A 20,186-nucleotide genomic window follows, 5' to 3' on the forward strand; every position below is an offset into this window, starting at 1 on the left:
TCCTGAATTCACTCGAAAAACAAAACACTAATTTCACTGCACATGCAGCGTTGCGCGTGTGTGCACTGCGATCTGGCGTTCCTCGTCCGCTGGAATGACATGGACAGCGCTGTCTGCCAGCCCGGTCCAGGCCAGATTTTTCAGAATGGCCTCGCGGATGGCGGCCGAATTTTCACCGATCCCGCCGGTAAAGGCGATGGCGTCGATCCCCTCCATTGCCGCGATCATCGATCCTGCGTGGCGTGCTGCCCAGTAACAGAAGTGCTCCACAGCAAAGCGGGCGGCGCCGGTTCCGGCGCCCTGCAGCTCCCGCATGTCGTGGCTGAGGCCGGACAGGCCGAGCAGGCCCGACCGGTGCAGCAGGTCGCGGCGCACCTCGCTGATGCTGGTCTGTTCGGCCCGGTCCAGCACCGCCCCCGCGTCGATGCTGCCTGCGCGGGTTCCCATCGTCAGACCTTCCAGCGGCGAATAACCCATGGTGGTGGCCACGCTGCGGCCTTCGGCAATGGCGCAGAGGCTGGCGCCGTTGCCAAGGTGGCAGGCGAGCAGGCGGCGGGGGAGCGGCGTGTCCGCAGTTTTCTGCAAGTTGCGCACCAGCGCCTCGTAGCTCAGCCCGTGGAACCCGTAGCGGCGGATGCCGCCGTGCAGCCAGTCATCGGGAACCGCATAGCGGACTGCGGCTTCATGGTTGGTGGCGTGAAACGCGGTGTCGAAACACGCGACCTGCGGCAGGCCGGGCATCAGGTCCATCAAGGTGCGGATTGCGCCGGTGTTATGCGGGTTGTGGAGCGGCGCCAGGCGGCTGCACTGATCAATCTGGTCGAGCACCGCAGGGGTTACAATTTCCGGCCGGGTCAGCTGGGGGCCGCCATGCACCACCCGGTGCCCGGCGGCGGCAAAGCTGGCACTGGGATGCCCCTGTTCCTCCAGCCGGTCCAGCAGCAGGCGGAAGGCGCCGGCATGATCCGGCAGCTCGGCCGCGGCTTTGTCCGGACCCAGCCGCAGCACACCGGTGCCGCCAATACCGGAGGCTTCTGCCGTGAGCAGCGCGTTCAGCGTTTGATCGAAAACCGCGAGCTTGATCGAGGATGACCCGGCGTTGACGACAAGGATGTTGTTCATGTCTGGTCCCTTCAGGCTGCAAGCTTGGCGATATTGATCAGCGAAAGCGCAGTCAGCATCAGCACAACCGCGCGGCGGAACAGCGGTTGCGAAACTGCGCGAAAGCCACGGGACCCGGCGAGAATGCCGAGACCCAGAATGGGAAAGGCCAGCAGGATGCCGGTCAGGGTTTGCGGCCCGACCAGCCCGTTTGCGGCCATTACCGGCAAGGCCATCACGTCGATGCCGGTCAGGAACACGATCATCGTGGCACGGAACACCGCAGGCGGCACCGGCTGCGCGGTCAGGAAGGCCGCCACCGGCAGCCCGCCGACGCCAGCGCTGTTGGCGATGCCCGCAATGGCACCCACGCCCACATTCCCATTGCGCCCCACCGGGCGCTCCAGCTGCCAGCCGCTTAGCAGAACCAAGCTCAAGACCAGGATCAGGCTGGAGATCGCCAGCCGCGCCTCCTGCTCGCCCAGCCGCGCCATGATGGCGATGGCGGGAACCGTGGCAACGGCTGCACCTGCCAGCAGGGCAATAGCCCGGCGCCAGTCGATATGCGGGCGGATGCCGCGTGCCTGAAAGGCGGTCATGGCGATTTCGCAGGAAAACACTACCGGGATCAGCGGCAGCGGATTGGTGGTCAGCGCTGCTAGGATGATGAAAATGGCGGAGAAACCGAAGCCGGAAAAGCCCCGGATCAAGGCCGCCGCGAATAACGCGGCGGCCAGATAGAGCCCCTGGCCCGTAGAGAGGTCAAAGGGCAGGGGCATCCACCTCAGACCTGCTGCGGGCGCATGTCCGCCTTGTCGATGCCAGCCACACGAACCGGGTTCTTCATCGCGTCGCGGCGGAAGGGCTCACCCAGTTCCTGGTTGATCATGGCTTCGATCAGCGTGGTGATGCCGTTTTTCTGGTCCTTGATTGCCTGATCCAGGGCTGTGGTCAGTTCCTCCTGGGTGCGGGCAATTACGCCCTTCAGGCCGCAGGCATTGGCGATGCCGGCGTAAGACACCTGGGTGTCCAGCTCAGTGCCGACAAAGTTGTCGTCGAACCACAGGGTGGAGTTCCGTTTTTCGGCGCCCCACTGGTAGTTGCGGAAGACGATCTGGGTTACGGCAGGCCATTCTTCGCGGCCGATGGCGGTCAGCTCGGTCACAGCAATGCCAAAGGCGCCGTCACCGGAGAAGCCGACAACCGGAACGTCCGGGCAGCCGATCTTGGCGCCGACAACCGACGGAAGACCATAACCGCAGGGCCCGAACAGGCCGGGTGCCAGGTATTTGCGGCCTTCCTCGAATGACGGGTAGGCGTTGCCGATGGCGCAGTTGTTGCCGATGTCGGAGGAAATGATCGCCTCTTTCGGCAGTGCCTGCTGGATCGCACGCCATGCTTTGCGAGGGCTGAGCCAGTCCGGCTTGGCGGCACGGGCGCGCTCGTTCCAGGTGGTGCCTGGATCGTCCTGCTCGTGGTCCATCGAACTCAACTCTTGCGCCCAGGCCGACTTGGTGTGAGCGATCAGAGCTTTGCGCTCGTCGCGGCCTTCGTCGCCTGCGGTATCGGCCAGTTTGCCCAGAATGGTGGTTGCAACCTGCTTGGCGTCGCCGACTATTCCGACGGTGACTTTCTTGGTCAGGCCAATGCGGTCCGGGTTGATGTCGACCTGGATAATCTTGGCGTCGGCCGGCCAGTAGTCGATGCCATAGCCAGGAAGGGTAGAGAACGGGTTCAGGCGGGTGCCCAGAGCCAGAACCACGTCTGCCTTGGAGATCAGTTCCATAGCGGCCTTGGAGCCATTGTAGCCGAGCGGGCCTGCGTGCAGGGGGTGAGAGCCCGGGAAGGCGTCATTGTGCTGGTAACCGCAGCAGACCGGGGCGTCGAGCCGTTCAGCCAAGGCCCTGGACTGTTCGATGGCGCCGCCGATGACGACGCCAGCACCATTCAGGATGACCGGGAATTTGGCGTTCGACAGAAGCTCAGCCGCCTGATCCAGCGCCTCGGCGCCGCCAGCGGGGCGCTCGAAGTCTACGATCTTCGGCAGTTCAATGTCGACGACTTGGGTAAAGTAGTCGCGCGGCACGTTGATCTGTGCCGGAGCAGAGTTGCGCTTTGCCTGCATGATAACGCGGTTCAGGACTTCGGCCATGCGGGAGGCGTCGCGGACCTCTTCCTGGTAGCAGACGCAATCGGCGAAGGCGCGCATCTGTTCCATTTCCTGAAAACCGCCCTGGCCCATGGTCTTGTTCGCAGCCTGCGGGGTCACCAGCAGCAGCGGAGTGTGGTTCCAATACGCGGTTTTCACAGCGGTAACAAAGTTGGTGATGCCGGGACCGTTCTGAGCGATCATCATCGACATCTTGCCGGTGGCGCGGGTGTAGCCGTCTGCCATGAAGCCGCCAGAGCCTTCGTGGGCGCAGTCCCAGAAGGTGATGCCCGCCGGCTCGAAGATGTCGGAAATCGGCATCATAGCAGAGCCGATGATGCCAAAGGCATGCTCGATGCCGTGCATCTGAAGCACTTTGACAAAGGCTTCTTCGGTGGTCATTTTCATGGGTCTTGCTCCTGAGTGAGACGCATATTCTGCCCGGGCTTGGATGCCGGGAGTTGACACAGGTTTAGGGGGCGGAAGGAGACTGGGTTAGGGCCAGTTGCTCTGCTGGAATAAGTCCAACTTCTCCCTTGGGCGGCAGCAGATTAGTTTTTCGCTTATGTGTCAGCTGGTCGCGGCGCGCGAGGCCAAAGGCCAGGTAACTACAGGCTGTGGGTTAATGGCCTCAGCGTGTCCAGCTTTGAACTGGAAAGTCTGATCAGCGCTGTTTTAGCGCTTCGGCCAGCAGGGCAAGGCCTGGTTCGATCCGGGTAGCGGAGATGGAGGAATATCCCAGGCGGTAGAAATTTTGCCTGCGGTTCTCGGCGGCAAAAAAAGGCGCACCGGGTTCGATGATAACGCTCTTCTCCCGGAGGCGTTCGGCGACCGCGGTGGCGTCAACGTTCTCCGGTGCTTCCATCCACAAGGCGGAGCCGCCGAAGCTGCCGACTCCCGCAATGTTCAGCCCGTGTCTTCGGATGGCATCCTCGATCACCGCGCGCCGGTCGTGCAGGACTTTTGCGATCCGCCGGATTTGAGCGTCGTAGTGGCCGAGCGACAAGAAGTAGGCCACAGTCCGCTGCACATGTCCGGGCGGATGCCGCAGCACACTGGCGCGCAGCGCCCGGGCCTGGCGGATAAATGGCTCCGATCCGACCAGATAGCCCAGCCGCAAACCGGGAAAAAGAGACTTAGAAAAGCTGCCGGCGTAGATCACCCGGCCTTCGGAATCCAAGGATTTGAGCGAAGGAGATGGTGCGCCTAGAAAGGACATCTCGAATTCGTAGTCGTCTTCGACAATTACCGCGTCGATCTCGTTGGCGCGCCTCAGCAGCTCCTTGCGCCGCTCCATCGGCATCGTGAATGTGGTCGGACTTTGGTGGCTGGGGGTGCAGAAGATGACGTTGGTGTCATCGGGAATGTCCCCGGGCGGCAGGCCGCGCTCATCAACCGGAATGCAATCAACCTGGCAGCGCGTCTGTATCACCTGATCGCGCAAAGTGTAATAGGCGGGATCCTCAACCGCCGCCCTGCGCCCGCGGTTCAACAGCAATTGGCAAGTGATCCAAAGGGCGTTTTGTGCGCCCAGCGTTATCAGGATCTCCTGCGGCCGTGCGGTGATGCCGCGCCGTGGCAGCGTGTGCCGGGCAATGTATTCGATCAACAGCGGGTCGTCCTGATCGAAATAGTCATTAGCTAACGCTGAGAAGTCCTTTTGCCCCAGGGCCCGCAGCGCGCACAGGCGCCAGTTGGCGTGGTCGAACAGCGAGGCATCCGCCTGTCCGTAAATGAATGGATAGCGGTAGTCACGCCAGTCCTGCGGTTTTCGCGGGGTATCGCCGCCGGTAAAGCTGCGTGCCAGCATCTTGCTCCAGTCAACGGCATCGCCGGATTTCTGTTGCGGTGTGTAGGAGGGCGGCACCGGCGCGTTTTCAGAGACAAAATACCCTGACCGTCCACGCGACGTCAGGTAGTCATTTGCCAGCAGCTCAGTATAGGCCAGCGTGACGGTAATCCGGCTGATGCCCAGATGGGCCGCCAGTTTGCGCGAGGAAGGCAATTTTTCTCCAACCCGGAACCGGCCAGACAGAATACCCTCTGCAATCATTTCCTGGATCTGCGCCTGCAGGGTGCCTTGGGCGTCCGGGTTCAGGAAGAAGGTGTCAACGGAGATGGCCATGCGCGTCACCTTAAGGTGGACTTAAGCGCGGTGCAATTTGGACTTAGGGCCAGTTAGCAGGAAACTTCGGTCCGCTCTGGCGCGTGAGCCGTATCCGGCCCAATGCTGACCCGTTTCTTGCGGTTTCAAAGGGGTGGTGAAGGTAGCCGCAAGTATCGGGTCGCCGATGCCGGGGTTAGCTCCTTAGGCATGTAAGCACAGCCAACAAGGAGATGGATATGGAGCTGAGAAACAAGACAGTCATTATCACCGGCGCAAGCAGCGGAATTGGCGAAGCGGCAGCTTTGCTGTTTGCAGCCGAAGGAGCAAATGTGGTGCTGGGTGCCCGAAGGGAGGGGGAGCTTCAGCGGGTTGCAACCCAAGTGACCAGAAGCGGCGGCAAGGCAGCCTTTCTTGCGGGAGATGTCACCGATGAAGCTTACGCATTCACTCTGACCGCGCTTGCGCATGAGAGTTTTGGAGGTCTGGACGGTGCCTTCAACAACGCCGGTGTGATGGGGGAAATAGGGCCTGTGGACGAAATGGATGCCAGCAACTGGAACGCCGTGATTGCAGCCAACCTCACAAGTGCGTTCTTCTCGGCCAAGGCACAGGTCCCGGCGCTGAAGGCGCGGGGAGGCGGGGCGCTGGTCTTTACCGGATCCTTTGTCGGGGTCAGTAATGGCGGCATGCCAGGCATGGGTGCTTATGCAGCGTCAAAGGCTGGACTGGCCGGGCTGGTCCAATCACTGGCCTCTGATCTTGCGGCGGAGGGCATACGGGTAAATGCATTGCTGCCTGGTGGGACCAGGACTGCGATGGCTGGCGATGATCCGGAGATCCACAGCTTTATCGCTGGGCTGCACCCGATGAAGCGGATGGCTGCGCCGGCCGAGATAGCACAAGCTGCGTTGTTTCTCCTGTCAGACCGCGCCAGCTTCGTGACTGGAGCGCCAATGGCGGTTGATGGCGGCATTGGAGTGCGGTTGGTTTAGATTCCGTGTTGCCGCGAAACGAAAAAGCGCCCCGGTGCAACCGGGGCGCAGTTTGGTCGTCCAACAGGGAGAGGTGTCAGCCGAAAATTTTGGTCAGAGCTTTGTCGACCGCATCGCAGATCTGGTCGATGTCATCCGCGGTGGCGATCAGCGCCGGGCTGAAGCACAGGGTGTTGTTGCGGCCAGGCAGCGAGCGGTTGGTCACGCCGATGATCACGCCCTGCGCGCCGCATTCGGCGACAACCTGTTGCGCCAGTTTCTCGTCCACCGGCTCCTTGGTCTCGCGGTCCTGAACCAGTTCGGCGCCCAGGAACAGGCCCTTGCCGCGCACATCGCCGATCACGGTGTGCTTCTCCTGCAGCGCGCACAGGTTGTTCAGCATCCGTTCACCCATAGCGGCGCAGTTGTCGAGCAGGTTCTCGTCTTCGATGATGCGCATGTTTTCCAGCGCAGCAGCGGGGCCTGCGGTGCAGCCGCCGAAGGTGGAGATGTCGCGGAAATAGTTCAGCGGGTCTGCGCTGTCGTCCTTGAACATCTCAAAGACTTCTTCGGTGGTTACCATGCAGGCAATCGCCGCGTAGCCGGAGGCAACACCCTTGGCCATGGTCACGAAGTCCGGTTTGATGCCGTACTGCTGGTAGCCGAACCATTTGCCTGTGCGGCCGACGCCGCAGACGACCTCGTCGATGTGCAGCAGAATGTCGTACTTCTTGCAGATTTCCTGCACGCGTTCCCAATAGCCTTCCGGCGCTTCGATCACGCCGCCGCCTGCGGTCACAGGCTCTAGGCACAGCGCGCCAACGGTTTCCGGGCCTTCTTGCAGGATCACTTCCTCGATCTTGTCGGCCGCGGCGATGCCGAACTCGCGGCCGGACAGATGTTCCAGGCCCAATTCATGCTTGCGGTACTCCATGCAGTGCGGAACGCGGACGAAATCCGGTGCAAACGGGCCATACTGCGCGTTGCGCTCGTCCTGGCCACCTGCCGACATGGTGGCCAGTGTAGAGCCGTGGTAGTCGCGGTCGCGGTACAGGATCTTGGTCTTCTTGCCGCCGTATTTCTTGTGGGCAATCTGACGGATCATCTTGAAGGCCTTCTCGTTGGCCTCGGATCCGGAGTTGGTGTAATAGACGCGGGTCATGCCCGGCATCTTGGAGATCAGCTTTTCGGCGAACAGCGCGCCGGGGATGGAGCCTGCGGAGTTGGCGAAATAGCAGACCTTCATCAGCTGGTCGTAGACCGCCTTGCAGATGTTCTCGCGGCCATAGCCGACGTTGACGGTCCAGACGCCGCCGGAAACAGCATCCAGAAATTCCTTGCCGTTCTGATCCCAGACGCGCATGCCCTTGCCCTCGACGATGATGCGCGGGTCGGCGCTTTCCAGCGCTTTGTGCTGGAACAGGTGGTGCCACAAGTGGGCCTTGTCGGCCTCGACAACACGGGAAAGATCGTTTTCGTTGAACGTGCCGTCCATGACATGTCCTTTCGGCGTTAGAGTGAATCAGGCTGCCCGGAACCCTACACGGGCTATGAGGCGCATTATGTACCAGAAACGTCAGATTTGCGGAATTCGTTAGGGCCAAATCAGCTGCTGACCTAAGTCCAGAAGCGGCCGGCGGCGCAACCCTGCTTAGACCATTGGTGGCAGAACACATGTTCTGGAGTTTCTGTATTGAGAGCGGGTGTGCCGCGCATGCAGACTGCACGGGCAGCCCGGGTGCGAGCCGGGATAGGATTCCGGTACAGGAGAACGCCAGTGGCAAGTTACAGTTTGATGGTGGCGCCCAATGGTGCCCGGCGTGGACGCAGGGACCATCCGGCGCTGCCTCTGACGCCGCAAAAGACAGCGGAGACGGCTGCCGCCTGTTTTGCAGCCGGGGCCGAGGCGTTGCATCTGCACGTGCGTGACGACGAAGGGCGCCATTCACTGGACGCCGGCCGCTACACCGAAGCCCTTGAAGCGGTGCGGGAGCATGCGCCAGGGATGGTGGTGCAGATTACCACCGAAAGCGCCGGGATTTATGATGTAGCGGCCCAGCTTGGCTGTTTGGAGGCGCTCCGCCCGGTGGCGGCCTCTGTCTCTGTGCGTGAAATGGCGCGGGATCCAGGGCTGGCCGCCCGCGCCTATGCGGTGTGCCAGGAAGCAGGCACCCAAGTGCAGCACATCCTCTATGGCTCCAGCTGTATCGTACAGCTGCGCCGCTGGTATCAGGGCGGAGTAGTTCCGGAAACCATGCGCGACGCGATCTTCGTGCTGGGCAAGTACAGCCCGCCGGTTCTCGCCCGCCCTGAGGGGCTAATCCCTTTTCGTGACGAAACCGCAGACCTGCGCCTCAATTGGACTGTCTGCGCTTTTGGCCGGCATGAGCTTGCCTGCCTGCTGGCGGCTGTTGCGGCGGGCGGGGGCGCGCGAATCGGATTTGAGAATAACATCGAAACACCAGCAGGCGGGCTACTGCCCGACAACGCAGCCTCGGTTGCCGCTTTTGTTCAGGCCGCACGGGATGCGGGCCATAGCCTCAGGGAGTGCTGATAATGAGTCACGTCTTTCCCCGCCACACTAAGGCTGATCTGCCGACTGCAGTTTCCGGCGACGGCTGCTATCTGATCGACGGGGACGGCAAGCGCTATTTCGACGGCTCCGGCGGTGCAGCGGTGTCTTGCCTTGGCCATTCCGATGCAGATGTCATCAAGGCTGTGCAGGATCAGGTTGGAAAACTGGCCTTTGCCCACACCGGCTTCCTGACCTCGCAACCGGCTGAGGAACTGGCAGACCTGCTGGTGGCTAATGCGCCGGGTGACATCGACCGGGTCTATTTCGTATCCGGCGGGTCGGAGGCCACCGAGGCGGCGATCAAGCTGGCCCGCCAGTACCACCTGGAGCGGGGCGAGCCGCAGCGCCGCCACATCATCGCCCGTAAACAGAGCTACCATGGCAATACCCTCGGCGCGCTGGCGGCGGGCGGCAATGAATGGCGCCGGACCCAGTTTGCACCGCTGCTGATCGGCATCTCCCACATCTCGCCCTGTTATGAATACGTGGGCCGGGCCGAGGGTGAGAGCAGCTATGACTACGGCCAGCGTGTTGCCAATGAGCTGGAGGCGGAGATCCTGCGCCTTGGGCCTGATACCGTTATGGCTTTCATGGCGGAACCGGTGGTTGGCGCCACCTCCGGCGCAGTGCCGGCGGTGGAGGGCTATTTTAAGCGTATCCGCGAGATCTGCGACACATACGGCGTGCTGCTGATCCTGGACGAAGTGATGTGCGGTATGGGCCGGACCGGGCATCTGTTTGCCTGCCAGGCAGATGGTGTCGCGCCGGATATCCTCTGCATCGCCAAGGGGCTGGGTGCGGGTTACCAGCCGATTGGCGCAATGCTTTGCACCAGGCAGATTTATGAAGCCATCAAGAATGGCTCCGGCTTCTTCCAGCACGGCCACACCTATATCGGCCACCCGGTGGCGACCGCTGCGGGCCTTGCCGTGGTTAAGGCGATGCTGGACCGGGGGCTGGTGCAGCGCTGTGCGGAAATGGGAGAGAAGCTGCAGGCTGCGCTGGAGGACCGTTTCGGCCAGCATTCCAACGTCGGCGACATCCGTGGCCGCGGGCTGTTCCGCGGGATTGAGCTGGTCACCGACCGTGAGACCAAGGCTCCGTTCGACCCGGCGCTTGGGCTGGCTGCCAAGATCAAGAAAGCAGCGTTTCAGGCCGGGCTGATCTGCTATCCGATGGCGGGCACCCGCGATGGCCGGAACGGCGACCATATCCTGCTGGCGCCGCCGTTCATCATCACCGAGGAACAGATCGCGGAATTGGTGGACAAGCTGGAAACAGCAATCATCCAATGTTTGCCGCAGTAGTAACCTCTTCGAACGAGAACGCCGCCCGGCCGCCGCCCGGCTGCTGACATCAGGCGAAGGTGGTTCCGGTATATCCGAGCTGTTTAAGTATACTGGCGTAATTCTCGACACCTTGCGCACCGGTGACCAGATGGCGGCCGCTGAACACCATCGCTGGCACGCCGCGGATGCCCTGGCTTGCCCAGAACGTCTCGCGCTGGCGCACGCTGTCAGCATGCTTGCCGCTTTCCAGCGCTGCGCGGGCTTCTGGGCCATCCAGACCAAGGCCATCTGCGGCTTCAACCAGCACATCTAGATCCGAGACATTCTTGCGTTCGGTGAAATAGGCTTTCAGCAGCGCCTGCTTCATCTCATGGCCCTTGCGGCGCACCTCTGCCCATTCGATCAACTGGTGCGCCTGGAACGTATTGTAGATCCGCATGCCGTCAAAAAAGCGGAAGGTGAACCCCAGGGCCTCCCCCAGTTCGGTCAGTTGCGCCCGTACCTGCGCTGACTGCTCCGCCGTGCTGCCGTATTTCGCCGCCAGATGCTCCCGCAGGTCCTCGCCTTCGGAGGCCATATCGGGGTTCAGCTCAAACGGCTGCCAGTGAATGTCCAGATCCACCCCGGCGTGGCGAGCGGCGAAGGCAAGCTGACTGTAGCCAACCGCACACCACGGACAGACAACGTCTGAGATAATATCGACCCGGAGGGCAGGGAGGGGTTCATTGGCTGGCATGCGGCTAGACCTCAGTGTTCGGGTGGATTGTGGACAGATGGGGGCCGCAGCGCGGTTATGCAACCGCCGGGGCAGCAAAACGGCCAGCCGCGGCGTGCCGCCTAGCTCCAGCGGAAGAGGCATTTGGCATTGACGGCGCGCGCAACGGCCACACAGTTGAAAACATTCACTTTGGCTGAAATGGAGAAAACCGGCATGACTGCGTTCACCGACTGCCTGTCAGACTTTCCGCGTGCCAGACTGCTGATGCAGCCCACCCCGCTGGAACGGCTGGACCGGTTGTCACAGCAGTTGGATATCGATCTTTGGATCAAACGGGACGATCTGACGGGTCTCAGTTTTGGCGGCAACAAGACCCGGCAGCTGGAATTCTACTTGGGAGCAGCAGTCGCGGAAAAGGCGGATACCATTCTGATCACCGGTGCGGTGCAATCGAATTTCGCTCGCACCGCCGCTGCGGCCGCCTCGAAGCTCGGGATGCAGGCCATTCTCCAGCGTGAAGAGCGGGTACCTGGGATGGACCCGCTTTACTACAGCTCGGGCAATATCTTTTTGTCCGGCATTCTGGGTGCAGAAGGCATGAGCTACCCGGACGGCGAGGATGAGGCGGGGGCTGACGCCGCGCTGGAGGTGCGGGCGGAGGAACTGCGCGCGGCTGGGCGAACCCCCTATATTATTCCGCTTGGCCTGGGGCACCCGCCATTGGGGGCGCTGGGTTACGTACTGGGCGCATCAGAGCTGGCAGCGCAAATCGGCAGCTTCGACGCGGCCGTGGTGCCTTCTGGCAGCGGGGCTACTCACGGCGGCTTCCTAACTGGTATTCGCCGCGCGGGCATCACCGCACCGGTCTATGGAATCTGCGTCCGCCGGGATGCGCGGCAGCAAAAAACGCGTCTGGATCGGGTGACAGCAGATCTGGCCGATTTAATGGGGTGCCCAAGGCCCTTTGGGAACGCGGACATCCTCACTTGGGATGGGGTATTGGCGCCCGGGTACGGGCGCACAGGTGCAGCGTCCCGGACGGCGCTCCAGCACATGGCAGGCGCAGAGGGAATCCTTCTGGATCCGGTTTATTCGGCTAAGACCTTTGCCGGTCTCCTGGGCCTTCTGGCTGAGGGTGTCATCAGCAAAGGGCAGAAGGTGCTGCTGCTGCATACCGGCGGGCTGCCGGCCCTGTTTGCTTATCAGAACGAACTGGGCTTCGGAGGCAGTGAAGGTGCCTCCTGACGCTGCGCTGGGACGTCTATTGCAAGGCTGGAAAACTTGAAATTCAGCCTTTGCCCAATTCACTCGCTTCCCGTGCCAAGTCTTCTATTGCGCGCCAGTTGCCGGCCTGGACCAGATCCTTGGGCGCGACCCAGCTGCCGCCAGCGCAGACTACATTGCCCAGGCTCAGGTAGCTTTCTGCATTGGCGGGGGTGATACCGCCGGTCGGGCAGAAAGAGATCTGCGGTAAGGGCGCGCCGATGGCCTTGAGCGCCGGGGCGCCGCCAGAGGCTTCAGCCGGGAAGAATTTCAGCATACCGTAGCCGCGCGCCAACAGCCGCATCGCTTCGGTGGCGGTCGCCGCTCCTGGCAATAATGGCAGACCGATGGATTCGCAGGCGTCCAGCAGGTAGTCGGTGGCGCCCGGCGAAACGCCGAACTTGGCGCCGGCCTCCTTGGCCGCCTCGGCGTCCTTGGGGGTGATCAGCGTCCCGGCCCCGACAACGCCGCCCTTCACCTCTGCCATCTCGCGGATCACGTCGAGCGCGGCGCCGGTGCGCAGAGTGACTTCCAAGGCGGGCAGCCCGCCCGCCACCAGTGCCTCGGCCAGGGGGCGGGCATGGGCTGTGTCCTCTACCACCAGCACCGGCATCACCGGCGCCAGGGCGCAAATCTCGCAGGTGCGCAGGCTGGCGTCCTGAGGGGAAATCCGCATCATTCAATCTCCAAATACGCTGGCGCCCTGATCGGCTGAGGCAACCGAGCGGCGGAACAGGGAAAACAGTTCACGGCCGGTACCGTGCTGATAGGCACTGAGATCGGCAGTGGCCGGTTCGCGCTCCATTGCGCCTTCTGTCAGGACCTCCAGCGTGCCGCGAGCTGCATCGAGCCGCAGAAGGTCGCCGTCCCGGATCCGGGCAATCGGGCCGCCGTCGAGCGCCTCGGGCACCACATGGATCGCCGCCGGGATCTTGCCGGAGGCGCCGGACATCCGCCCGTCGGTCACCAGCGCCACTTTCTGGCCGCGGCCCTGCAGGATGCCGAGGAACGGTGTGAGGCTGTGCAATTCCGGCATGCCGTTGGCCTTGGGGCCTTGGAAGCGCACCACCACAATCACGTCGCTGGTCAGTTCACCTGCTTTGAAGGCGGCCTTGGCCTCTTCCTGGTCATGAAAGACCCGGGCCGGCGCCTCAACCACCTGATGTTCTTTCGCGACCGCTGAGACCTTGATGACGGCGGTGCCCAGGTTGCCAGTCAGCCGTTTCAGCCCGCCGGTTTTCTGGAACGGGGCATCACCTGGGCGCAGAACCGCGTCATTCAGGCTTTGTCCCGGGCCCGGGCGGAAGGTCAGGCCGTCCTCCGACAGGAATGGTTCCTGTGTGTAATTCTCCAGGCCTTCGCCCGCGACCGTCCGGGTGTCCGGGTGCAGAAGGCCGACCTTCAACAGTTCGCCGATCATGTAGCCAAGGCCGCCGGCCGCATGGAAATGATTCACGTCGGCCAGGCCGTTGGGGTAGACTTTGGCCAAAAGCGGCACTGCTTCTGAAAGGTCTGCAAAGTCTTGCCAGTCAAGGATGATGCCGCCCGCCCGCGCCATGGCGATCAGGTGAATCAGCAGGTTGGTGGAGCCGCCGGTGGCCATCAGCCCGACAATGCCATTGGCATAGGCTTTCTCGTCCAGAACGTCGCAGACCGGGGTGTAGTTGTTGCCGAGTGCGCTGAGCGACAGCGCCCGCTTGGCACCCTCTACCGTCAGCGCCTCGCGCAGGGGCGTGCCAGGATTGACGAAAGAGGATCCCGGCAGATGCAGCCCCATGAACTCCATCAGCATCTGGTTGGTGTTGGCCGTGCCGTAAAAGGTGCAGGTGCCGGGGCCGTGGTAGGCGGCCATTTCCGCTTTCAGAAGCTCCTCGCGGGTGATTTCACCGGCGGCGAATTTCTGGCGTATTTGTGCCTTTTCATCATTCGCCAGGCCGCTGGTCATTGGGCCTGCTGGCAGGAACACGGCCGGGATATGGCCAAAGGCTTGGGCGCCGATTACCAGCCCGGGTACGATTTTGTCGCAGACGCCGAGGAAAACCGCGGCGTCGAACACGTTGTGGCTGAGCGCGATGCCTGACGCCATGGCGATGGTATCGCGGGAAAACAGGCTCAGCTCCATGCCGGCCTCGCCCTGGGTGACGCCGTCGCACATCGCAGGCACCCCGCCGGCCACCTGCGCGGTGCCGCCCGCCGCCCGCACCGCATCGCGGATCAGCGCCGGATAGGTCTCAAACGGCTGATGCGCCGACAGCATGTCATTGTAGGCTGTGACAATCCCCAAGTGACCCTTGCTGCCTTCGGCTAGCGTTTGCTGGTCTGTGCCGGTAGCCGCATAGGCATGGGCCTGACCAGAGCAGCTGAGATGCGCCCGGGCCGGGCCTTTGCCCTGCGCAGCACCCATCCGTTCCAGGTAGGCAGCGCGAGGCGCCTCGCTGCGGAGGACAATACGCTCCGTGACGGCGGCCAGTGTGGAATTCAGAGTCATGTTGTGCCTTTGCTGCAAACTGCGGGGGCGGAGGGGAGAGCGGCCAGCCTAGGCTCCGATGCTGCGCCAGCGGCGGCCGTCGCGGTGGATCAACAGGAGTGAATCGTCGGGGCCGGAACTGCCGCTGTCATAGGGCTGCGGAGTGTCGCTTGCGTCCAGCCAGCCGGCGATAATCGGGTCGGCCCAGGCCCAGGCAGCCTCGACCTCATCGCCGCGCATAAACAGGGTTTGGTTGCCGCGGATGACATCCATTATCAGGCGCTCATAAGCGTCTTGAGGGCGCCCCGATTCCGGCAGTTCATCCGCAAAGGTCATGTCCAGGTTGGCGCCAGTGAGCCGCATGCCGCCAGGGCCGGGGTCCTTGATGGTGGTTTTCAGGGTGATGCCCTCGTCGGGCTGAAGGCGGATTATCAGCACATTGCCATGCACCGGTCCCGAGCCCTCAAAAATGTTGTGCGGCGGGTCGCGGAAGTAAACGGCGATCTCGCTCACCCGCTCGCGCAGGCGTTTACCAGTGCGCAGATAGAACGGCGTGCCAGCCCAGCGCCAATTCGCCACCTCTACCTTAAGCGCGATGTAACTTTCTGTGCGGCTGGCGGCATTGTCGGCGTGATCGCGGTAACCGTCGCCGGTCGCGCCCCTGTACTGGCCGCGGGCAATGCTGGCCTGGGGCACCGGGCGCAGTGCCTCGATTACCTTGACCTTCTCGTCGCGCACCGCGTTAGGGGTGAATTGGGCGGGCGGCTCCATCGCGGTAAGGCAAAGAAGCTGCATAAGATGGTTCTGCACCATATCCCGCATAGCCCCGGATTTGTCATAGTATTCGCCGCGCCCCTCTACGCCGATGCTTTCGGCCACAGTGATCTGCACATGGTCGATGTGTGAGGAGTTCCAGAGCGGTTCGAACAGCGAATTGGCAAAGCGCAGTGCCATCAGGTTCTGTACCGTTTCCTTGCCCAAGTAATGGTCGATCCGGTAGATTTGCTGTTCCTCGAAGTGCTCCCGCAGCGCCGCGTTTAGTGCCTTGGCTGAGGCGAGGTCGTGACCGAACGGCTTTTCCAGAACGATGCGGCTGTCGGGTGTCGCGATGCCGGTTTCACTCAGGCGGCGGGCAATGTCTGTGAACAGCGACGGACCAACCGACAGATAAAAGGCACGCACGGCATCATCACGCAGTTTAGCGCGGATTTCATCCCAGCCGGCGTCGCCGCGGGCATCCACCGCGGCATAGTCCAGAAGTGCCGTGAAGGCAGAGATTTCCTTGGGCGTGGTTTCCACGTCCTGACCGAAGTCGCGGATGGCTTCTGCGGTCTGGCTGCGGAACTCTTCTGCCGTCAGTTCGCTGCGCGAGCTGCCGATAATCCGGCAATCACTACTGAACTGGCCGATCTGAAACCGGTGGAACAATGCGGGCAGGATCTTGCGGCGAGCCAAGTCGCCGGTCGCGCCGAACAGCACGAGATCAAATGGGTCGACAGGAATGACGCGGGAAACCATTGATTTTACATCGCTGTTCCTTGGGGCCGCAGAGCCAGGCTATTGTGCCGCCTGAGGCTGAGGAATTCAATTCCCCCTGTTGGCACATGGCCGGTGAAGGTTTCGTTATCGATAACATGAGGTCGCACAAAGGGCTACAGAAAGTTCATCCTTTTTACTCCGTGAGGGTAAAAAGGTGAGCTAGATGCCGAAAGCAAGGATGAAGTCCGGGCTCATCGGGAAGCTACAGCAATCAAGCATCCTGAATTTGCGGGACTAAGGAGGGACACAGTGCTGGTTGTTTGTTTGCCAAGAAATCCGCCCGCTTAAAGACAGGCCTTCGTGATTTGACTAATAACCCGCGTATATCTGCTTACATTCGCGCAAATTCGCATACTTTCCGCAGAGGCCGATTTGAGAGATGTATGGGGCAAGGCAACACTCAACAAATAAGAGGAAACCCTCAATGCCCGGCTCTTACAGCATTATCGAAAATACTTGGGTACCGCTGCCGGACGGGCGCAGACTGGCCGCGCGGATGTGGCTGCCTGAGGGAGAGGGGCCGGTTCCGGCGATTTTGGAGTATCTACCCTACCGAAAGCGCGACGGCACAGCGCCGCGGGATGAAACCACGCATTCGGTTTTTGCCGCTGAAGGCTATGCTTGCTTGCGGGTCGACATTGCAGGCACGGGCGATAGCGAAGGCGAATTTGATGACGAGTACTCCGAGCAGGAGCTGAGCGACGGAGAGGCGGTGCTAGACTGGATTGCTTCGAGGCGCTGGTGCAACGGCAATATCGGTATGATCGGCATCAGCTGGGGCGGTTTTAACGGGCTGCAGTTGGCCGTCCGCCGCCCACCGGCGCTGAAGGCCGTGGTTTCTGTGGCCTCCACCGTGGATCGCTATGCCGATGATATCCACTACATGGGCGGCTGCCTGCTTAGCGATAATATCAATTGGGGCAGCCAGATGTTTGCCTATCAGTCGCGTCCTGCAGATCCTGAACTGCGCGCGGATTGGCGCGAAGACTGGATCAAGCGGATTGAGGAAATGCCCTTTATGGCAGCCGAATGGTTGCAGCAGCAGCAGCGCGGTGCGTTCTGGAAGCATGGCTCTGTTTGCGAAGACTGGTCTGCAATCCAGGCGCCGGTGTTGGCAATCACTGGTTGGGCCGATGCCTATGTGAATGCGCCGCCTGCGCTTGCCGCCAATCTCACAGTGCCTGCGAAGGCGATGATTGGCCCATGGGAGCACCGCTACGCCCACATTGCCAAACTGGACCCGGCGGATTTTCACGGTGAGGTTCTGCGCTGGTTTGGCAGGTGGCTGAAAGGGGAGGAAACCGGTGCAGAAGACTTGCCGGATTACCGCGTGTTCATGCAGGAGCATTTCAATCCCACCATGCAGAACAAACCGCGCCAAGGCCGCTGGGTGGCGGAGCCGGAGTGGCCCTCGCCCAATGTTCAGGAGCGAGAGCTTTATCTGAGACAAGGGGAGCTGGCGGATGCGCCCGGGCACGGGGTGCTAGCAGTTAGCAACCCCGCCACCGTGGGCCAGGCCTCCGGCTATTTCTGCCCCGGGATGCGGTTTGACAATGAACTTGCAGGCAATCAGGCAGTTGATGATACGCTGTCGGTCTGTTTCGACACCCAGCCGCTGCAAGAGCCGCTGGAACTGCTGGGAAGGCCACGGGTGAGGGTGGCCTTCAGCGTGGATAAGCCGGTGGCGCAGCTGGTAGCGAGGCTTTGTGATGTTTCGCCTGAGGGGGTGTCGCAGAGAATTACCTTCCGGCCGCTGAACCTCACCTGCCGCAATGGGTTCGAGGTGCCGGAAACACTGGTTCCTGGGAAGCGCTATGAAGCGGAAATCGAGCTTAATGAGTGCGCGCATCATCTGAGAAGGGAGCATATTTTGCGGCTGGCGATGTCAGCGTCTTACTGGCCGATTGTCTGGCCCGCGCCCGAGGCCGCGGAAATAACCCTCCACTTGGAAGACTGTGCTTTGGTTTTGCCCGAGCGCAAGGTGACGAAAGAGGCTACGCCTCAGCCTCCAGGTAAGCCAAGGGATTATCCGGTGCTCCAGTCAAAGCAGCTGCGGGCAGCGGGCGGCGCTTCCAAAACCTGGACGCGAGAGGGCGGCGTGCTGGTGCTGGATACTTTCGATGACTACGGTAAGTCGGTGGATCCCTATCACGGCATGTGCGTGGGCAGTCATGTTTCCATGCACTACGAGGTGCATCCAGATGATCCGGCCACGGCAGCCTTTGCCAGCGACTGGACCTTTGAGTTTGAGCGCGACGGCTGGCAGGTTGCGGTTGATACCGCAAACAAGATGACATGCGACCGGGAGAACTTTTACCTCTGGCGCAAGGTGACGGCCTATGAAGGCGACAACAAGGAGATTGTCCTGACTAAGGAGTGGCAGCAGACGATTCCCAGGGGGGTCTTGTAAATCGTGGCGGCGTGCGGGTGGATTTTCGGCAAATCGTCCGCATCTGCCTTGGTTTTGCCATAGTGCGTTACCGAAAGCACACAGGACCTTAACCATTTGATTGCAAACTGAGCTCTCAGCGGGCTGCAGTTGCCTTGGCCGTGCCGGATCGGTCAGCATCATGGTTAACGAGCAGTTAAGAAACAGACTTGAGGGCGAGAGAGTGCAGCTTTCCGTTGTTGTGCCCTGCTACAATGAAGAAGAGACGGTCCCCCTTCTGGTGGAGCGGCTGGTGCAGGCCATTGAACCATGGGCGCAAGACGCCGAGATCATCCTGGCGGATGACGGATCCAGCGATAATACCTGGGCCGCGATCCAAGCCGCGCATCAAAAACACGCGGTTGTGCGGGGCATACGCCTGTCGGCCAACCGCGGCCATCAAGTGGCGCTGACCGCTGGGCTGGAAGCTGCCCGGGGTGACCGCATCTTTATGCTGGACGCCGATCTGCAGGACCCGCCGGAGATTCTTCCGGATATGATGCTGATGATGGACCGCGGTTACGACGTGATTTATGGGCGGCGGGCAGTTCGGCAGGGAGAAACCCTCTTCAAGAAGGCGACCGCCTTTATGTTCTACCGGTTTTTGAATGCACTGTCGGATGTCGACATTCCAAAGGACACCGGCGATTTCCGACTGGTCAGCCGGCGCTCGCTGGATGCTGTGCTGGCGATGCCGGAGCGGGCGCGTTTCATCCGCGGTATGTTCGCCTGGGCGGGTTTCAAGCAAATCGGGCTGGAGTATGTGCGTGACGCCCGGGTGGCTGGAGTCACCAAATACCCGCTACGGGCAATGCTGCGTTTTGCGGCTGATGCGCTGACCGGGTTCTCCACCAAGCCACTGAAAATGGCGACGCGGCTGGCCTTCCTGAGCCTATATGTGACTTTCCTGATGGCGGTCTACGTGTTCCTGTCGCTGATCCTTCACAGTACTGCACCCGGCTGGGCCTCGATGCTGCTGGCGATTTCCTTCTTTTCAGGGATTCAACTGCTGACGCTGGGGATCATGGGGGAATACATCGGGCGGCTGTATATGGAGAGCAAGCAGCGGCCGATGTATTTCCTGTCAGAGGAAACCCAATGCAGCCTGGCCGGGCAGGCAAGTATTGCGGTTGACCAACCTGAAGTGTTGCAAAAAGAAGCTTCGTGAGCATGCGAGACTGGGCACTGATAACCCGTTTCTGCATCGTCGGCACGCTGGTTGCGGGTATTTACTTCTCGGGCTATTTGGTGTTCCTCGCAGCGGGGCTTACGCACGCCGCCGCCAATGCGGTGGCATTTTCGTGTGCCGTGGTGGTGCAATATGTGCTGCAAACTTGGTGGACATTCCGCCGTCCGCTGGGCCTGCCAGAGCAGGCACTGCGTTTTGCCTGTGCGATTGCGGCCGGATTTGCCATGTCGGCACTGATTACCGCGGGCCTAGGACCTGCGCTTGGATGGCCGGATTGGTGCTCTGGCGCCGTTGTCACCGTTTGGCTGCCGGTACAAAACTACATTGTCTTCCGCGTTTGGGTATACGCAACGGCCTGCTAGAGCCGTTATTGGAGGTGAAATGGCGCAA

The 20,186-nt window shown here is 61.5% G+C and carries 16 protein-coding genes; 7 read left to right on the forward strand and 9 right to left on the reverse strand.

Annotated features, from left to right (window positions below; all coding sequences use genetic code 11):
• Positions 1-33: 33 nt before the first annotated feature.
• The 4 genes from AC5STB_RS11025 to pdxR form a co-directional block, all read right to left on the reverse strand.
• On the reverse strand, positions 34-1,122 hold the full coding sequence (locus tag AC5STB_RS11025) for an acetate/propionate family kinase (protein WP_495442878.1): 1,089 nt from the start codon (positions 1,120-1,122) through the stop codon (positions 34-36).
• A gap of 11 nt (positions 1,123-1,133) precedes the next feature.
• Positions 1,134-1,880, reverse strand: coding sequence for a sulfite exporter TauE/SafE family protein (locus AC5STB_RS11030; protein ID WP_495442879.1), 747 nt, complete (start codon positions 1,878-1,880; stop codon positions 1,134-1,136).
• Between the two features lie 5 nt (positions 1,881-1,885).
• Complete coding sequence (gene xsc, locus AC5STB_RS11035) at positions 1,886-3,658, reverse strand: sulfoacetaldehyde acetyltransferase (RefSeq protein WP_495442880.1); 1,773 nt, start codon at positions 3,656-3,658, stop codon at positions 1,886-1,888.
• Positions 3,659-3,914: 256 nt separating this feature from the next.
• The gene (gene pdxR / locus AC5STB_RS11040; RefSeq protein ID WP_495442881.1) at positions 3,915-5,375 is read right to left on the reverse strand and encodes a MocR-like pyridoxine biosynthesis transcription factor PdxR; all 1,461 of its coding nucleotides are present in this window, start codon (positions 5,373-5,375) and stop codon (positions 3,915-3,917) included.
• A gap of 218 nt (positions 5,376-5,593) precedes the next feature.
• Between pdxR and AC5STB_RS11045 the strand changes: the two genes are divergently transcribed.
• Positions 5,594-6,349: an SDR family oxidoreductase gene (locus AC5STB_RS11045; RefSeq protein WP_495442882.1), complete on the forward strand. Its 756-nt coding sequence runs from the start codon at positions 5,594-5,596 to the stop codon at positions 6,347-6,349.
• Between the two features lie 76 nt (positions 6,350-6,425).
• Here the strand turns inward: AC5STB_RS11045 and AC5STB_RS11050 are convergent, their stop codons facing one another.
• Positions 6,426-7,823, reverse strand: coding sequence for an aminotransferase family protein (locus AC5STB_RS11050; protein WP_495442883.1), 1,398 nt, complete (start codon positions 7,821-7,823; stop codon positions 6,426-6,428).
• 282 nt (positions 7,824-8,105) lie between these two features.
• Between AC5STB_RS11050 and AC5STB_RS11055 the strand changes: the two genes are divergently transcribed.
• Both AC5STB_RS11055 and AC5STB_RS11060 read left to right on the forward strand, forming a co-directional pair.
• Complete coding sequence (locus AC5STB_RS11055; RefSeq protein ID WP_495442884.1) at positions 8,106-8,882, forward strand: beta-keto acid cleavage family enzyme; 777 nt, start codon at positions 8,106-8,108, stop codon at positions 8,880-8,882.
• Between the two features lie 2 nt (positions 8,883-8,884).
• On the forward strand, positions 8,885-10,210 hold the full coding sequence (locus tag AC5STB_RS11060; protein WP_495442885.1) for an aspartate aminotransferase family protein: 1,326 nt from the start codon (positions 8,885-8,887) through the stop codon (positions 10,208-10,210).
• Positions 10,211-10,259: 49 nt separating this feature from the next.
• Here the strand turns inward: AC5STB_RS11060 and AC5STB_RS11065 are convergent, their stop codons facing one another.
• On the reverse strand, positions 10,260-10,928 hold the full coding sequence (locus tag AC5STB_RS11065) for a DsbA family oxidoreductase (RefSeq protein ID WP_495442886.1): 669 nt from the start codon (positions 10,926-10,928) through the stop codon (positions 10,260-10,262).
• Positions 10,929-11,123: 195 nt separating this feature from the next.
• On the opposite strand from AC5STB_RS11065, the gene AC5STB_RS11070 reads away from it, so the two are divergent.
• Positions 11,124-12,155, forward strand: a complete 1,032-nt coding sequence (locus AC5STB_RS11070; RefSeq protein ID WP_495442887.1) for a D-cysteine desulfhydrase family protein — start codon at positions 11,124-11,126, stop codon at positions 12,153-12,155.
• A gap of 43 nt (positions 12,156-12,198) precedes the next feature.
• Here the strand turns inward: AC5STB_RS11070 and eda are convergent, their stop codons facing one another.
• From eda to zwf, 3 genes are read right to left on the reverse strand one after another with little or no spacing between them, the layout of a single operon-like run.
• Positions 12,199-12,849, reverse strand: coding sequence for a bifunctional 4-hydroxy-2-oxoglutarate aldolase/2-dehydro-3-deoxy-phosphogluconate aldolase (gene eda / locus AC5STB_RS11075; protein WP_495442888.1), 651 nt, complete (start codon positions 12,847-12,849; stop codon positions 12,199-12,201).
• 3 nt (positions 12,850-12,852) lie between these two features.
• Positions 12,853-14,661 carry a phosphogluconate dehydratase gene (gene edd, locus AC5STB_RS11080; protein WP_495442889.1) on the reverse strand — a complete coding sequence of 603 codons (1,809 nt, stop codon included), beginning with the start codon at positions 14,659-14,661 and terminating at the stop codon, positions 12,853-12,855.
• A gap of 48 nt (positions 14,662-14,709) precedes the next feature.
• Positions 14,710-16,158, reverse strand: coding sequence for a glucose-6-phosphate dehydrogenase (gene zwf, locus AC5STB_RS11085; protein WP_495442890.1), 1,449 nt, complete (start codon positions 16,156-16,158; stop codon positions 14,710-14,712).
• Positions 16,159-16,603: 445 nt separating this feature from the next.
• Here zwf and AC5STB_RS11090 point away from each other — a divergent pair, with 445 nt between their 5' ends.
• The 3 genes from AC5STB_RS11090 to AC5STB_RS11100 all read left to right on the forward strand — a co-directional run bounded on the left by AC5STB_RS11090 (position 16,604) and on the right by AC5STB_RS11100 (position 20,158).
• Positions 16,604-18,589: a CocE/NonD family hydrolase gene (locus AC5STB_RS11090; protein ID WP_495442891.1), complete on the forward strand. Its 1,986-nt coding sequence runs from the start codon at positions 16,604-16,606 to the stop codon at positions 18,587-18,589.
• A gap of 202 nt (positions 18,590-18,791) precedes the next feature.
• Positions 18,792-19,775 carry a glycosyltransferase family 2 protein gene (locus AC5STB_RS11095; RefSeq protein WP_495442892.1) on the forward strand — a complete coding sequence of 328 codons (984 nt, stop codon included), beginning with the start codon at positions 18,792-18,794 and terminating at the stop codon, positions 19,773-19,775.
• 2 nt (positions 19,776-19,777) lie between these two features.
• Positions 19,778-20,158, forward strand: a complete 381-nt coding sequence (locus AC5STB_RS11100) for a GtrA family protein (RefSeq protein WP_495442893.1) — start codon at positions 19,778-19,780, stop codon at positions 20,156-20,158.
• Positions 20,159-20,186 lie beyond the last annotated feature (28 nt).

Source organism: Leisingera sp. CC-HEC093 (assembly GCF_059429195.1).

Coding starts and splice junctions, on each gene's coding strand:
- AC5STB_RS11025 (WP_495442878.1), bottom strand. CDS start 1,122: ATGAACAACATCCTTGTCGTCAACGCCGGGTCATCCTCGATCAAGCTC.
- AC5STB_RS11030 (WP_495442879.1), bottom strand. CDS start 1,880: ATGCCCCTGCCCTTTGACCTCTCTACGGGCCAGGGGCTCTATCTGGCC.
- xsc (WP_495442880.1), bottom strand. CDS start 3,658: ATGAAAATGACCACCGAAGAAGCCTTTGTCAAAGTGCTTCAGATGCAC.
- pdxR (WP_495442881.1), bottom strand. CDS start 5,375: ATGGCCATCTCCGTTGACACCTTCTTCCTGAACCCGGACGCCCAAGGC.
- AC5STB_RS11045 (WP_495442882.1), top strand. CDS start 5,594: ATGGAGCTGAGAAACAAGACAGTCATTATCACCGGCGCAAGCAGCGGA.
- AC5STB_RS11050 (WP_495442883.1), bottom strand. CDS start 7,823: ATGGACGGCACGTTCAACGAAAACGATCTTTCCCGTGTTGTCGAGGCC.
- AC5STB_RS11060 (WP_495442885.1), top strand. CDS start 8,885: ATGAGTCACGTCTTTCCCCGCCACACTAAGGCTGATCTGCCGACTGCA.
- AC5STB_RS11065 (WP_495442886.1), bottom strand. CDS start 10,928: ATGCCAGCCAATGAACCCCTCCCTGCCCTCCGGGTCGATATTATCTCA.
- AC5STB_RS11070 (WP_495442887.1), top strand. CDS start 11,124: ATGACTGCGTTCACCGACTGCCTGTCAGACTTTCCGCGTGCCAGACTG.
- eda (WP_495442888.1), bottom strand. CDS start 12,849: ATGCGGATTTCCCCTCAGGACGCCAGCCTGCGCACCTGCGAGATTTGC.
- edd (WP_495442889.1), bottom strand. CDS start 14,661: ATGACTCTGAATTCCACACTGGCCGCCGTCACGGAGCGTATTGTCCTC.
- zwf (WP_495442890.1), bottom strand. CDS start 16,158: ATGGTTTCCCGCGTCATTCCTGTCGACCCATTTGATCTCGTGCTGTTC.
- AC5STB_RS11090 (WP_495442891.1), top strand. CDS start 16,604: ATGCCCGGCTCTTACAGCATTATCGAAAATACTTGGGTACCGCTGCCG.
- AC5STB_RS11100 (WP_495442893.1), top strand. CDS start 19,778: ATGCGAGACTGGGCACTGATAACCCGTTTCTGCATCGTCGGCACGCTG.